Annotated in this window: 9 protein-coding genes; all 9 read left to right on the forward strand. The window is 63.8% G+C overall.

The features are described from left to right. Window positions 1–102: 102 nt before the first annotated feature. The 9 genes from ACW17U_RS18025 to ACW17U_RS18065 all read left to right on the forward strand — a co-directional run bounded on the left by ACW17U_RS18025 (window position 103) and on the right by ACW17U_RS18065 (window position 15,378). Window positions 103–1,839, forward strand: coding sequence for a type I secretion system permease/ATPase (locus tag ACW17U_RS18025; protein WP_236849501.1), 1,737 nt, complete (start codon window positions 103–105; stop codon window positions 1,837–1,839). Then, window positions 1,836–3,218, forward strand: coding sequence for an HlyD family type I secretion periplasmic adaptor subunit (locus ACW17U_RS18030; RefSeq protein ID WP_492054243.1), 1,383 nt, complete (start codon window positions 1,836–1,838; stop codon window positions 3,216–3,218). Before ACW17U_RS18025 ends, ACW17U_RS18030 begins: the two co-directional genes overlap by 4 nt. Window positions 3,219–3,224: 6 nt before the next feature. Further along, the gene (locus ACW17U_RS18035; RefSeq protein ID WP_492054244.1) at window positions 3,225–3,983 is read left to right on the forward strand and encodes a sulfotransferase family protein; all 759 of its coding nucleotides are present in this window, start codon (window positions 3,225–3,227) and stop codon (window positions 3,981–3,983) included. Window positions 3,984–4,280: 297 nt separating this feature from the next. Further along, window positions 4,281–5,753: a calcium-binding protein gene (locus tag ACW17U_RS18040; protein ID WP_492054245.1), complete on the forward strand. Its 1,473-nt coding sequence runs from the start codon at window positions 4,281–4,283 to the stop codon at window positions 5,751–5,753. 93 nt (window positions 5,754–5,846) lie between these two features. Then, window positions 5,847–7,526 (forward strand): glycosyltransferase family 4 protein, encoded by a 1,680-nt coding sequence (locus ACW17U_RS18045; protein WP_492054246.1) that lies wholly within the window; start codon window positions 5,847–5,849, stop codon window positions 7,524–7,526. A 452-nt stretch (window positions 7,527–7,978) separates the two neighbouring features. Next, entirely contained in the window at window positions 7,979–9,451 is a 1,473-nt protein-coding gene (locus ACW17U_RS18050; RefSeq protein ID WP_492054247.1) for a calcium-binding protein, read from the forward strand. A 406-nt stretch (window positions 9,452–9,857) separates the two neighbouring features. Further along, complete coding sequence (locus ACW17U_RS18055) at window positions 9,858–11,339, forward strand: calcium-binding protein (RefSeq protein WP_492054248.1); 1,482 nt, start codon at window positions 9,858–9,860, stop codon at window positions 11,337–11,339. 533 nt (window positions 11,340–11,872) lie between these two features. Next, window positions 11,873–13,345 carry a calcium-binding protein gene (locus ACW17U_RS18060; protein ID WP_492054249.1) on the forward strand — a complete coding sequence of 491 codons (1,473 nt, stop codon included), beginning with the start codon at window positions 11,873–11,875 and terminating at the stop codon, window positions 13,343–13,345. 539 nt (window positions 13,346–13,884) lie between these two features. Continuing rightward, complete coding sequence (locus ACW17U_RS18065; protein ID WP_492054250.1) at window positions 13,885–15,378, forward strand: calcium-binding protein; 1,494 nt, start codon at window positions 13,885–13,887, stop codon at window positions 15,376–15,378. The last annotated feature ends 92 nt before the right edge of the window (window positions 15,379–15,470 follow it).

Here is a 15,470-nt window from a genome sequence, read left to right on the forward strand (position 1 = left end):
GGGGCGGGGTTCGCCGTCCAGCGTCATCTGTGCAGATGACGCCCCAGGCGCGACGGGGCTCACGGCGGGGATGAACCAGCGGCCGCTATGAAACGACCAAACTTGAAGATTGAAACCAACAGTCTGCTGAACCGCGCCTTGCGGGAAGGCCGCGGGCCGCTCCTGGCCGCCGCGGCGTTCACCTTGGTCTCCAGCGCGCTCTACATGGCCCTGCCGTTGTACACCAACCAGGTCTATGGGCGGGTTCTGATCAGCCAGAGCATACCGACGCTCTTCGTCCTGACGGCGGGCGTCCTCTTTGTCTTCGCCGTCTCCTCGGTGATCGATTTCTTCCGCGCCCGGGTCCTGGTCAATTTCGGCTCTGCCTTCGATCAGAGGGTCTCGGGCCAGGTGTTCGCCGCCCTGTTTGATGGCATCAGCCGCCGCGAGCGTGCGATGTCGTCTCAGGCCCTGCGGGACCTGGACGTTTTCCGTCAGGCCATGGGGGGCGCGCCGATGCTGGCGCTGTTCGACCTGCCGACGGTCCCGCTGTTCATGGTGGTCCTGTTCATCATCGATCCCTGGATCGGTGGCGTCACCCTGCTCGGTGGTATTGTCCTGCTGATCCTCGTCGTCATTCAGGACCAGGCGAGCAGCGTCCCGCTCAAGGAGGCCAATGACGCCGCCCTGCGGAGCTACAGCTTCACCGATGCCGGCCTGCGCAACAGTGAGGTGGTGCGGGCCATGGGCATGCTGCCCAGCATCGGGGCCATCTGGTTCCGGTTCCGTCGCGACGCCATGAAACAGAGCGTCGTGGCCAGCGATCAGGCCGGCATCTGGTCCAACGCCATCAAGTTCGTCCGCATGGCGATCCAGGTGCTGATCGTGGCGCTCGGGGCCCTGCTGACCCTTGAACACAAGATCGGGCCCGGCCTGCTGTTCGCCAACATGATCCTGTCGGCCCGGGCCCTGGCACCGATTGATCGGGCGGTCGGGGCCTGGTCGGGCTTCATCAACGCAGGACAGGCCTATGAGCGTCTGACCGCCCTGCTGAACAGCTATCAGGCGCCGGATCCCGCCACTAGCCTGCCGGCCCCGACGGGCCGGCTCTCCGTCGAGGGCGTTACCCTTACAACGCCCGATGGCTCGCGGATGCTGTTGCGCAATGTTGTCTTCTCGATCCAGCCTGGAGAAACCCTCGGCATCATCGGTCCCTCCGGGGCCGGCAAGTCGACCCTGGCGAGGCTGCTGGTCGGGATCTGGAAGCCATCAGGCGGAACGGTGCGCCTCGACGGTGCCGACGTCTTCGCCTGGGAGCGCGGTGCCTTTGGCGAGCATGTGGGCTATCTGCCCCAGGACACCGAGCTGTTCGCTGGTAGCGTGCGCGCCAATATCGCCCGCTTCTCGACCCGCGTGACCGACGAAGAGGTCGTCGAGGCAGCCAAGATGGCGGCCGTTCATGACCTGATCCTGCGTCTGCCCAAGGGCTATGACACGGATCTTGGCCAGGAGGGCGTAGTCCTGTCCGTCGGGCAGAGGCAGCGGGTGGGCCTGGCCCGCGCCCTGTTGCGCAATCCGCGCCTGGTTGTTCTGGACGAGCCCAATGCCAATCTCGACGCCCTGGGCGAGGCGGCGCTGATGGCCGCGCTGGAAACCCTCAAGGCGCGCGGCGCGACCGTGGTCATGGTTTCGCACAAGCCGGCCGTGTTCAAGACGGCGGACAAGATGCTGGTTCTGCAGGAGGGCATGGTCGAGATGTTTGGTCCGCGCGACGCCGTGCTGGCCAAGCTGGCAGCCAATAACAAGCCTGCCGGCGTCACGGCGCCCCCCGCCGCCAAGTCAATCGAGGCCAAGTCGTGAGCAATTTCCTCAAGCTCCTGCGCCGCCCGCTGGCGGAAGACGCCCCGCCCCTGCTCGGCGGCCCCGAGGTCCCCCAGTCAGAAGCCGACCGTCAGAATGTCCGTGCGCCCATCATCGCCGGAAGTCTGGTGATTGGTTTCCTTGTGCTCGGCCTGGCGCTCTGGGCCTCGGTATCCTCGATCTCGGGCGGCGTCATCGCGCCGGGCCAGGTGCGGGTCGAGAGCAATCGCAAGCAGCTCAAGAGCCGTGACGTGGGCGTCGTGCGCGGCATCTATGTTCGTGACGGCGACAAGGTGAAGGCCATGCAGGTCCTGCTGAAGTTCGACGACACCGTCGCCCGGGCCCAGGTCTCCATTCTGGAAAGCCAGTACTTCTCCATGCTGGCCCAGAAGGCCCGCAGCGATGCGGAATCCCTGGGCCGGCAGAGCTTCGTGTTCCCCGCTGAGCTGCGGGACAAGGCGAAGACCGACCCGGCCGTGGCGACCCTGATGCGCAACGAGGAGTTTCTGTTCCGGTCGCGGCTGGAGGCCCTGAAGGGCCAGGCCGACATTATGCAACAGCGCATGATTCAGCTGCGCGAGCGCCAGAGCGGCATCCAGATCCAGATCGATTCCATTGAGGACCAGGCCCGGCTGAGCCGCGAGGAACTGCAAGGCTACCAGACCCTCTATGAGAAGGGCTATGCGCCCAAGACCCTGCTGCTGCGCCTGCAGAGAGCCCTGGCCCAGTCCGACGGCCAACGGGGCGCCCTGGTGTCGGAGAAGACCCGCACCCAGGAACAGATCGGCGAAACCAAGCTGCAGATGGATGCCCTCTATCAGGCGCGCGCCAGCGAAGCGGCCGAGAACAAGCGCAAGGCCGATGCGGTTCTGGCTGACCTCAGTCCCCGTCTCGGCGCGGCCCGGGAATCCCTGGCGGCCACCGTCATTCGGGCGCCTGTCGACGGGGTCGTGTTGAACCTGACCCAGCACACGCTGGGCGGCGTTGCAGGGGCGGGAGAGGTGCTGCTCGACATCGTGCCCCAGAACGCGCCCCTCGTCGTTCTGGCCATGGTCAGGCCGTCGGACATCGACGAGGTCCGGGTCGGCATGAAGGCCCAGGTCGATCTGGCCGCCTACAGCGCCACGAAGGTTCCCAAGGCCGAGGCCTCGGTGATCAATGTCTCGGCGGATGCCCTCACCAATGCCACCACCGGCGAGAGCTATTTCATCGCCGAACTCAAGATTGATCCGGCTGAGTTCCGGCGCATGCCCAAGGGCGTGCGGCTCTATCCGGGCATGCCGGCCAATGTGATGATCATCACCGGCAAGCGGACGGTGATGTCCTATCTCCTGGGTCCGATCGGCGACATCATAGACCACGCCATGCGGGAGTCCTGAGGGGCCATGCCGGACCGGTCCGTCGCCTTTCTGATCGCGGGCGTCCAGAAGGGCGGCACCACGGCCCTGTTCGACTATCTGGTCGAGCATCCGTCTCTGGATCTGCCGGAGATCAAGGAGGCCCACTTCTTTGATGACGAGCGCGGCATCGACTGGTCGGCACCGGACTATGGCCGCTACCACGCCCTGTTCACGCGGCCGGCCCCGGCCGTGCGGGGCGAGGCGACGCCGATCTATCTCTACTGGCCCAACTGCCTGGAGCGGATCGCTGCCTATAATCCGCAGATGAAGCTGGTCCTGCTGTTTCGCGACCCGATCGAGCGGGCCTGGTCGCACTGGCGGATGGAGTATGGCCGCGGGGCCGAGACCCACGCCTTCGCCTGGTGCATCCGAGAGGGGCGCGACCGCGTGCACGCCGATCCCGCCACGCCCGGTTTCCATCGTGAGTACAGCTATGTCGAGCGCGGGTTTTACGGGGCCCAGCTCAAGCGCCTCTACGGGATCTTTCCCAAATCCCAGACCCTGCTGCTGTCCTCGGAAGACCTCGCGACCCGTCCAGACCTTACCCTGGCCCGGGTGACGGATTTTCTGGGCGTCCCGCGGTTCTCAGCCCCGGTTGCGGCCCGCAGGTCACATGTCGGACGAGAAATGAGCGCCTCAGACCATCCGACAGCGGAAGACGTTGCTCTTTTGCAGAGCATTTATGCGGCCGATCAGCGGCTTTTTGCTGATCTCTCCGGCTTCCGGGTGGCGGGTTCAACCTGAACGATTCGTCCGCCCTGCTATGGTCTGGGTGCGGAGCACCGCGACACGGCCCTTGCAGGCGCTTGTTTTTGTTGCAAATTTATCACCGGTTAGCCCGACGTTAAAACCGGCGGGGACGGCGTGTTTCGACTGTTGCGCAAATTCCGTGGATTGGATAACTATAGCGCGGGCTTGTTTGACCTTGGTCGTCACCCTCGGGGGAACGATTAGGTACGGCTAAGGAACGCAGGTTCTCCACCTCCGTGGTGGGGGCGCAGGCGGTCTTGCGGCCCATTGACACGATTTTGGAGAACAAGAATGACTGCCTACGTTTTTGAAACCATCACCGATACGCAAGCCGCTGGCTTCGTGAACGGCACCGACACCCTGACCTTTGCTGATCAGGCCGCTACCGCTGCGGGCGTCACCTACACCCTGACCGACGCCACCCCGACCACGACGGCCAAGATCATCGTGAGCTACGGCACCCGTACGGTGACCTTCGAATCGACCGCCCTGAGCGAAATCACGTTCTCGGACGGCTCGAAGTTCGACATCGGTTCGGGCACCAACGTCACGGGCACCGCCTTCGCTGACGCCCTGTACCTGACCGGCGCTGGCACGGTTGACGGCGGCAACGGCAACGACCGCATCAGCGGCTCGACCGGCGCTGACAGCGTCATCGGCGGCAACGGCAACGACGTCATCACCGGCGGCGCTGACGCTGACACCCTGGCCGGCGACAACGGCAACGACCTGATCAACGGCGATTCGGGCGCTGACACCCTCTCGGGCGGCAACGGCATCGACACCATCAACGGTGGCACCGGCGCTGACGTCATCACCGACGGCGACGGCACTGCCGCTGCCGACGTGTTCAACGGCGGCAACGACGCTGACTCGATCACCGGCGGTCTCGGCAACGACACCATCAACGGCGACAACGGCAACGACACCCTCGTCGCCGGCGCTGGCACCGACACCCTGTTCGGCGGCTTCGGCAACGACACCGTCATCCTGAACTCGGCCGGCAGCTGGGCCCAGGGCAACCAGGGCAACGACATCATCAACGGTGATGCTGGCCTCGACACCATCTATGGTGGCCAGGACAACGACACCATCGTTGGCGGTGGCGGCAATGACTTTATCCAGGGCAACATGGGTAATGACATCCTGAACGGCGACGCTGGCAACGACACCATCCGTGGCGGTCAGGGCAACGACGTCATCAACGACTCGGCCGGTAACGAGCTGATCTTCGGTGACCTCGGCGACGACACCATCAATTCCGGCGCTGGCAACGACAATGTCGACGGCGGCGACGGTGCTGACTCGATCGTCGGTGGCGACGGCAACGACACCCTCGCGGGCGGCGCTGGCGACGACTACATCACCGGTGGCCTCGGCCAGGACGTCATGACCGGTGGTACCGGCGCTGACGTGTTCATCTTCAGCCCGTCGACTGATGCCACGATCGCTGATGCCGGTAACTCGGTGTCGGACATCATCACCGGCTTCACCTCGGACGACGCCATGGACTTCGGTCTGGCTGGTTCGACTTCGAACTACTTCGAAGACACCGCCGCCAGCTACACGGCCGCTCTGGCTCTGGCGAACGCCAAGTTCGCTGCTGACCTGGTGGTCCAGTTCGTGGCCGTCCAAGTCGGCACCGACGTCTACGTGTTCGTCGACTCGCAGACCGCCGGCACCACCACCGACAACGTCGTCGTCCTGCAGGGTTCGACCCTGGCGGACGTCTCGTCGGCCTCGTTCGTGTCGCTCGCTTCCTAAGTCGCGACGACGAACCAAGATTGTGGGGCCATCCTTCGGGGTGGCCCCCTTTTTTTGTCCCAATAGTCAGGGCGATCCGGTAGGACGGAATCCATGTCAAACGCCGTCCTCTATCTGAACCCCGAAGCCTTCGACACCTCGTCAAAGACCCTGATGGGCCGCCACGCGGCCGGCGAGAGCTTCCTGCGCGGCTATTTGCGGCACGCCGATGTCGAGGCCTACCACTTCTGGAACGTGGCCGACCGCCCGCCCAAGGACCTGCAGGCCTTCGTCAATCTGGTCGAGCCGATCCGCAAGCCGACCACCATGATCCACAGCAACAACCGCACCGCGCTCGGAACGGTGGGCGTGGTCAATTTCGCCGCGCCACGCCTGGCGCTCGAATCCTGGGCCCGTCGTCCGCTCGGTGACAGCGCCTATGCGATCTGCGGCATTACCCACACCACAGCCAGCGACCAGGTCATGGACATGATCGGCAATATGCTGATCGCGCCGGTCAAGCCCTGGGACGCCCTGATCTGTACCTCACGCGCCGTTAGAGCCGCCGTCGAGACCCAGTTCGAGGCCACCGCCGCCTATCTGGCCGATGTCCATGGGGCAACCCATGTACCCCGGCCGCGCCTGGAAACCATTCCCCTGGGCGTCAATGTCTCCGACTTCATCACCACCCCGGCCCAGAAGGCCGAATGGCGACAGAAGCTGTCCATCCCGGACGACACGGTGGTCTGTCTCTATGTCGGGCGCTTCAGCCCTGCCGGAAAGATGAACCCGATCCCCATGGGCCTGGCGCTGGAACGCGCCGCCGCCCTGTCCGGCAAGAAGATCGCCTGGGTCGTGGCCGGCTGGGCCGGCAGCGATACCGCCACCGAAAACTATCACAAGGCCAGCCGCGAAGCCTGCCCCAGCATCCAGTACATCCCGCTCGATGGCCGCTTGCCAGACGTGCGATTCTCGATCTGGGCCGTGGGCGACTTCTTCCTGTCCCTGTCGGACAATGTTCAGGAAACCTTCGGCCTAACCCCGGTAGAGGCCATGGCCGCAGGCATCCCCAATGTGGTGTCCGACTGGGACGGCTATCGCGATACGGTGCGGCACGGCATCGACGGCTTCCGCATCGCCACCTATGCGCCGGGCCCGGGCAAGGGCGAAGACATGGCCTATCGCTATGCCAATCAGTGGATGCGCTATGACGCCTATGTCGGTGCCGCCAGCCAGACGACGGTCGTCGATGTCGAGGAAGCCGCCCGCGCCATCGCCACCCTGGTCGATGATCCCGAACTGCGCCGCAAGATGGGGGCCAATGCCCGCGAGCGCGCCGTCAAGGACTTCGACTGGGCAACCGTGATCAAGTCCTATCAGACCCTGTGGGGCGAAATGAACAGCCGGCGTCTAGCAGAACGGACCCCGCTGAACCGCCCGCGCAACGTCCCCAACAACCCCTGGCGCCTGGACCCCTTCACCCTGTTTGCCTCCTATCCGACCGAGTATCTGTCGCCATCCAGCATGGTACGACTGAACCCGGACGTGACCTGGGACGCGGTCAAGCTGATGGTCAATGAACCGATGGCCCGGATCGGTGCCAGCGTCCTGCCGACCGAACAGGAGCTGAAGGCCCTGGTCGATGCCCTGTCCGCCGTGCGGCACTGCAGTGTGGCCGAGCTGACCAGGCCCCACCCGCCGACCCGCTGCACCCTGCTCGAGCGCGGCATTCTCTGGCTGGCCAAGTACGGCTTCGCGACGGTCATCGGGCGCTCAGATACGATTCCGGCCTGATCCCGACCCTTCCCTGAAGCGTTATCCGACACGTGTGAAACGGCTATAGGCTCGAAATACGTTCCAAGCTGTTGATCTGGAGCCTTTGCGACCCCGATGCCGCCATCGGGTCGGAAGGGACACCTGTCTCCCGAAAACGAAAACGGCCGGGCTGGAACAGCGAAACTGTCTAGCCCGGCCGGAGACACACAGCCACGCTGGAGAACAGGGCCGACGGACCCTGTTCCCATGTTTCGACGTCTGCTGAAAGTCAAAAATCCGAAAATTGACGCACTGCAGCGACGCTCGGTTGCAGTCTCCAAACCAAACGGATATCGGTAACCTGGGCAAAACTTGACCAGGGGCATCGCTCCAAGAGCAAGTTCTAGTTTCGACACGGGAACCAAGCTCTCCACCGACCCGGTGGCAGGGGCGAGGTCTCGTGGCTAGTGATTTTAACTTTGGAGCTTTTGATGACCGCGTACGTTTTTGAAACCATCACCACCACGCAAGCCGCGGGCTTCGTGAACGGCACCGACACCCTGACCTTCGCTGATCAGGCCGCTACCGCTGCTGGCGTCACCTACACCCTGACCGACGCCACCCCGACCACGACCGCCAAGATCATCGTGGCCTATGGTGCCCGTTCGGTGACCTTCGAATCGTCCGCCCTGACCCAGATCACGTTCTCGGACGGTTCGAAGTTCCAGATCGGTACGGGTACCGTCACCGGCACCGGCTTCGCCGACGCCCTTTACCTGACCGGCGCTGGCACGGTTGACGCCGGCAACGGCAATGACCGCGTCACCGGTTCGACCGCTGCCGACATGGTCAATGGCGGCAACGGCAATGACGTGGTCACCGCCGGTGCCGACGCTGACTGGGTTTGGGGCGACAACGGCAACGACCTGATCAACGGCGACGCTGGCGCTGACACCCTCTCGGGCGGCAACGGCACCGACACCATCAACGGTGGCACCGGCGCTGACATCATCACCGACGGCGACGGCACCGCTGCCAACGACGTGTTCAACGGCGGCAACGACGCTGACTCGATCACCGGCGGCCTCGGCAACGACACCATCAATGGCGACAACGGCAACGACACCCTCGTGGCCGGCGCTGGCACCGACACCCTGTTCGGCGGTTTCGGCACCGACACCCTCATCCTGAACGCTGCCGGCAGCTGGGCCCAAGGCAACCAGGGCAATGACACCATCACCGGCAATGATGGCCTCGACACCATCTATGGTGGCCAGGACAATGACACGATCTCCGGCGGCGACGGCAACGACTTCATCCAGGGCAACCTGGGTAATGACGTCCTGAACGGCGACGCTGGCAATGACACCCTCCGCGGCGGTCAGGGCAACGACAGCATCAGCGACTCGGCCGGCAACGACCTGATCTTCGGTGACCTCGGCAACGACACCGTCAGCGCGGGCTCAGGCAATGACAACGTCGACGGCGGCGACGGCAATGACTCGATCGTCGGTGGCGACGGCAAAGACACCCTCGCGGGCGGCGCTGGCGACGACACCATCACCGGCGGCCTCGGCCAGGACGTGATGACCGGTGGTACCGGCGCTGACCAGTTCATCTTCAGCCCGTCGACCGATGCCACGATCGCTGATGCCGGTAACTCGGTGTCGGACATCATCACCGGCTTCACCTCGGACGACGCCATGGACTTCGGTCTGTCTGGTGCCACTTCGAACTACTTCGAAGACACCGCCGGCAGCTACACCGCCGCTCTGGCCCTGGCCAATGCCAAGTTCGCTGCTGACCTGGTGGTCCAGTTCGTGGCCGTCCAAGTCGGTACCGACGTCTACGTCTTCGTCGACTCGCAGACCGCTGGCACGACCACGGACAACGTCGTCGTCCTGCAGGGTTCGACCCTGAACGACGTGTCGGCGGCCTCCTTCGTGAGCAACGCTCCTGAGTAATCTGACAGAAGTCGATTAGGATTGCGGGGCCGCCCTTCGGGGCGGCCCCCTTTTTTTGTCCTGTCCGCGGCGACCTGGATGGGGGGCTCGCCCCGGTGGCCGGCCCACAAAGTTTCCAGCCGTCCTGCCTGTCCAGAGTGAAACCGCCTCTTCGGAGGCCGGGACAGAGAGATTCTGCCCCAGGATTAGGCACCGTCCCGACGGCAGGGTGTGAAACTTATCACCGTTCACCGACTCCCGGTTGCGCCTGTCCAGCTGGCCCGATAGCACGAACGGGGGCGGGTTGGCCGGGGCCACCGCCGCCGAAAACAAGCCTTAAGGTTCAGCCACGCAGCGCGGGCCTTGTACCCATCGGGTGCACGGGGCGGAGGTTCTGTGGCCAATGATTTCGATTCTGGAGTGTTAGATGACTGCCTACGTTTTTGAGACCATCACCGACAGCCAGGCCGCGGGCTTCGTGAATGGCACCGACAGCCTGACCTTTGCTGATCAGGCGGCTACCGCATCGGCCGTCACCTTCACCCTGACCGAAGCCACGCCCACCACGATCGCCAAGATCACGGTGACCTTTGGCGGACGTTCGGTGACCTTTGCGTCTACCGGCACCAACCGTCTGGACGTCATCAGCTTCTCTGACGGCTCCAAGTTCCAGGTCGGTTCCGGCACGATCAATGGCACCGGTTTCGCCGACGCCATCTTTCTGACCGCTGCGGCCACGGTCAACGGCGGCAACGGCTCCGACCGGATCAGCGGTTCAACCCTGGCCGACTTCCTCAGGGGCGATAATGGCAATGACGCCCTCGCCGGCGGCAACGGCAACGACACCCTGTGGGGCGGCAATGGCAATGACATTATCAATGGTGATGTTGGGGACGACAGTCTGAGCGGGGCCAATGGCCAGGACACCATCTATGCCGGCACCGGTGCCGATACCATCGGCGAGTATGAAGGCGAAGACCAGGCAGGCGACGATCTGTTCTATGGCGGCGACGGCAACGACACCATCACCTCAGGCGGAGGCAATGACACCCTCTATGGCGAAAACGGCAATGATACGCTGACGTCCTATGCCGGCATCCACACCATGTTTGGTGGCTATGGCAACGACACCATCGAGCTGAGCTCTGACGGCGGCTGGGCCCAGGGCAACCAGGGCAATGACACCATTACCGGTGAGGAGGGCCAGGACACCCTCTATGGCGGCCAGGACAATGACACCATCGTCGGTTCCGGCGGCAATGACTTCATCCAGGGCAATCTGGGCAATGACGTCCTGAACGGCGATGCGGGCAATGACACCCTCCGTGGCGGTCAGGGCAATGACACCATCAACGACTCGGCGGGTAACGACCTGATCTTCGGCGACCTTGGCAACGACACCATCGCGGCTGGCATCGGTGCCGACACTGTCGACGGTGGCGACGGCAATGACCTGATCGTGGGTGGCGAAGGCAATGACACCCTCGCGGGTGGTGCCGGCGACGACTATCTTACCGGCGGCCTGGGTCGCGACGTCATGACCGGTGGTGCCGGCGCGGACGTGTTCATTTTCAGCCCGTCGACCGATGCCACGATCGCTGATGCCGACAACTCGGTGTCGGATATCATCACCGGCTTCACGGCGGACGACGCCATGGACTTCGGCCTGCCGGGTGCGACCTCGAACTACTTCGAAGACACCGCCGTCAGCTATACGGCTGCACTGGCCTTGGCCAATGCCAAGTTCGCTGCGGACCTGGTGGCAAGGTTCGTGGCCGTTCAGGTCGGTTCGGACGTCTATGTGTTCGTCGACTCGCAAACCGTCGGTACCACCACGGACAATGTCGTCATTTTGCAGGGCTCGACCCTAGAGGACGTCTCGGCCGCCTCGTTCGTCTCGGGCGACTGATCTGGGGGCGGGCGCCTAATGGGCCACCCTTCGGGGTGGCCCCCTTTTCATGCATGGCCGACGAGGGTCTGAGCGAGGGCGTGCAGCCTTGCGCCTGTCCTGGACCAGAACAGACGGCCCTGACAGGGCGAAGGGAACACTGGCCCAAATTACAACGGACGGAAATAGCGTGCAGCAAGCTGGGGCAAACCGGCGGTGGCTGAAGCCCCAAAACTCGAACGGCCGGACCGCAAAACCATCAGGTCTCGCCGCCCGGCCGGAGTGACACAGCCACGCTGGAGAACAAGGCCGACGCTTTCTGTTCCCATGTTTCGCCGCCCGCCGAAAGTCAAAAGTAAACAGAAAGTGGATCCCTGTAGTGCGGCTTGGTTGCAGTCTCCAAACCGAACGGATATCGATATACTGGGGCAAACTTGACCGGGGGCATCGCTCCAAGAGCAAGTTCTAGTTTCGGCCAGGGAACAAAGCGCTCCACCGAACCGGTGGGGAGGGTAGAGTTCTCCTGGCTAGCGATCACAACCTTGGAGCTTTTGATGACTGCCTACGTTTTTGAAACCATCACCGATACGCAAGCCGCTGGCTTCGTGAACGGCACCGACACCCTGACCTTCGCTGATCAGGCCGCTACCGCTGCTGGCGTCACCTACACCCTGACCGACGCCACCCCGACCACGACCGCCAAGATCATCGTGACCTATGGCACCCGTACGGTGACCTTCGAATCGACCGCCCTGAGCGAAATCACGTTCTCGGACGGCTCGAAGTTCGACATCGGTTCGGGTGCTAACGTCACCGGCACCGGCTTCGCTGACGCCCTGTACCTGACCGGCGCTGGCACGGTTGACGGCGGCAACGGCAACGACCGCATCAGCGGTTCGACCGGCGACGACAACGTCGTTGGCGGCAACGGCAATGACGTCGTCACCGCCGGCGCTGGTGCTGACACCCTGGTCGGCGACAACGGCAACGACCTGATCAACGGCGACTCTGGCGCTGACACCATCTCGGGCGGCAACGGCACCGACACCATCAACGGTGGCACCGGCGCTGACGTCATCACCGACGGCGACGGCACCGGCGCTGCTGACGTGTTCAACGGCGGCAACGACGCTGACTCGATCACCGGCGGTCTCGGCAACGACACCATCAACGGCGACAACGGCAACGACACCCTCGTGGCCGGCGCTGGCACCGACACCCTGTTCGGCGGTTACGGCACCGACACCATCATCCTGAACGCTGCCGGCAGCTGGGCCCAGGGCAACCAGGGCAACGACATCATCAACGGCGACGCTGGCCTCGACACCATCTATGGTGGCCAGGACAACGACGTCATCGTTGGTGCCGGTGGCAACGACTTTATCCAGGGCAACATGGGTAATGACGTCCTGAACGGCGACGCTGGCAATGACACCATCCGTGGCGGTCAGGGCAACGACAACATCAGCGACTCGGCTGGTAACGACCTGATCTTCGGTGACCTCGGCAACGACACCATCAGCGCTGGCGCTGGTGCTGACAATGTTGACGGCGGCGACGGCGACGACTCGATCGTTGGTGGCGACGGCAACGACATCCTCGCGGGTGGCGCTGGCGACGACTTCATCACCGGTGGCCTCGGCCAGGACAACATGACCGGCGGTGCTGGCACTGACGTGTTCATCTTCGCTGCGGCGACCGATGCCACGATCGCTGATGCCGGTAACTCGGTGTCGGACATCATCACCGGCTTCACCGCGGACGACGACCTGGACTTCGGTCTGGCTGGTGCGACTTCGAACTACTACGAAGACACCGCCGCCAGCTACACCGCCGCTCTGGCCCTGGCGAACGCCAAGTTCGCTGCTGACCTGGTGGTCCAGTTCGTGGCCGTCCAAGTCGGTACCGACGTCTACGTCTTCGTCGACTCGCAGACCGCTGGCACGACCACGGACAACGTCGTCGTCCTGCAGGGTTCGACCCTGGCGGACGTCTCGGCCGACTCCTTCGTGACCTCGGTCGGCTAATCTACGCCTCACAGGCGGAAGATTGTGGGGCCATCCTTCGGGGTGGCCCCCTTTTTTTGCCTGGTCCACAAGGCCTTGATCGGGCGCGCCCAGCCTTGGGTCAGGCCATCGCATGCAAAGCCCGCTCACAAAGGGCGTGCAGAGGACAGACACAAATCACAGCGGAATGAAAATGGAGCGACGCAAGCCGGGACAACCAGGCTCAAGCTCAAGCTCCAAAACTCGAACGGCCGGGCCGCAAAACCATCAGGTTTCGCCGCCCGGCCGGAGTGACACAGCCGCGCTGGAGAACAAGGCTGACGGCCCCTGTTCCCATGTTTTGCCGTCCTTCGAAAGTCGAAATACGATATTGAGCACCGTTTATCGCCGCGCGGTTGCAGTCACGAAGCCGAACGGATATCGGTGTCCTGGGCAAGCTTGACCGGGGGGGCAACGCCTCCAGCGAGCGTTTTAGTTTCGGCCGTAGAACTCAGGCTCTCCACCCTATGGTGCGAGAGGGTGGGCTCTTGCGGCTCTTGATCACGACTTTGGAGTTTTTGATGCCAGTAATGCTTCCGACGACTACGTACGTTTTTGAGACGATCACCGACTCGCAAGCCGCTGGCTTCGTTGGCGGCACCGATATCCTGACCTTCGCGACTCAAGCCGCGACGGCCGCCAGCGTGACCTACACCCTGACCGACGCCACCCCGACCACGACGGCCAAGATCATCGTGACCTATGGCACCCGTTCGGTGACCTTCGAAGCGACGGCCCTGAGCGAGATCACATTCTCGGACGGTTCGAAGTTCGACATCGGTTCGGGCACCAGCGTCACGGGCACCGGCTTCGCCGACGCCCTGTACCTGACCGGCGCGGGCACGGTTGACGCGGGCAACGGCAACGACCGTATCAGCGGCTCGACCGGCGCTGACAGCATCCTCGGCGGCAACGGCAATGACGTGATCACTGGCGGCGCTGACGCTGACACCCTGACCGGCGACAACGGCAGCGACCTGATCAACGGCGACGCTGGCGATGACACCATTGTTGGCGGCAACGGCACCGACACCATCAACGGCGGCACCGGCAATGACACTCTCGTCGATAACGAGGGGGGCAGCGGCTCGGCCGACATCTTCAACGGCGGCGTCGGCAACGACACCATCATCGGCGGTCTCGGCAATGATGTCATTAATGGCGACAACGGCAACGACACCCTGACCGCAACCGAGGGCGTCGCCACCATCTTCGGCGGTGAAGGCAATGACACCATAACCCTGTCCTACAGGGGGAACTGGGCTCAGGGTAACCAGGGCAATGACAACGTCCAAGGTGGCGGTGGCGACGACACCATCTATGGCGGCCAGGGCAATGACGGGCTTAGCGGCTCCGGCGGCAACGACTTCATCCAGGGCAACCTGGGCAATGACACCCTGAACGGCGACTTTGGCGACGACACCATGCGCGGTGGCCAGGGTAATGACGTCATCTCGGGCGGCGACGACAATGACCTGCTGTTCGGCGACCTGGGGAATGACAGCCTCTCGGGCGGGAACAACAACGACAGCATCGACGGCGGTGACGGCAACGACAGCATCCAGGGTGGTTCGGGCAACGACACCCTCCTGGGTGGCGCTGGCGACGACACCATCACCGGTGGCCTGGGTCGGGACGTCTTGACCGGTGGTACCGGCGCTGACCTGTTCATCTTCAGCCCGTCGACCGATGCCACGATCGCTGATGCCGGCAACTCGGTGTCGGACATCATCACCGGCTTCACCGCGGACGACGCCATGGACTTCGGCCTGGCCGGTGCGACCTCGAACTACTTCGAAGACAGCGCCGCCAGCTACACGGCCGCTCTGGCCCTGGCCAATGCCAAGTTCGCTGCGGACTTGGTGGTTCGGTTCGTCGCCGTCCAGGTCGGTTCGGACGTTTACGTGTTCGTCGACTCGCAAAGCGTTGGTACCACCACGGACAACGTCGTCGTCCTGCAGGGTTCGACCCTGAACGACGTGTCGGCCGCGTCCTTCGTGGCTTCGGACAACTAAGCTTCGCCTCACAGGCTGAAGATTGCGGGGCCGCCCTCCGGGGCGGCCCCCTTTTTTTGCCTGGTCCACAAGGCCCTGAACGGAGACGCCAG

The organism is Caulobacter sp. AVps16, from assembly GCF_058681455.1.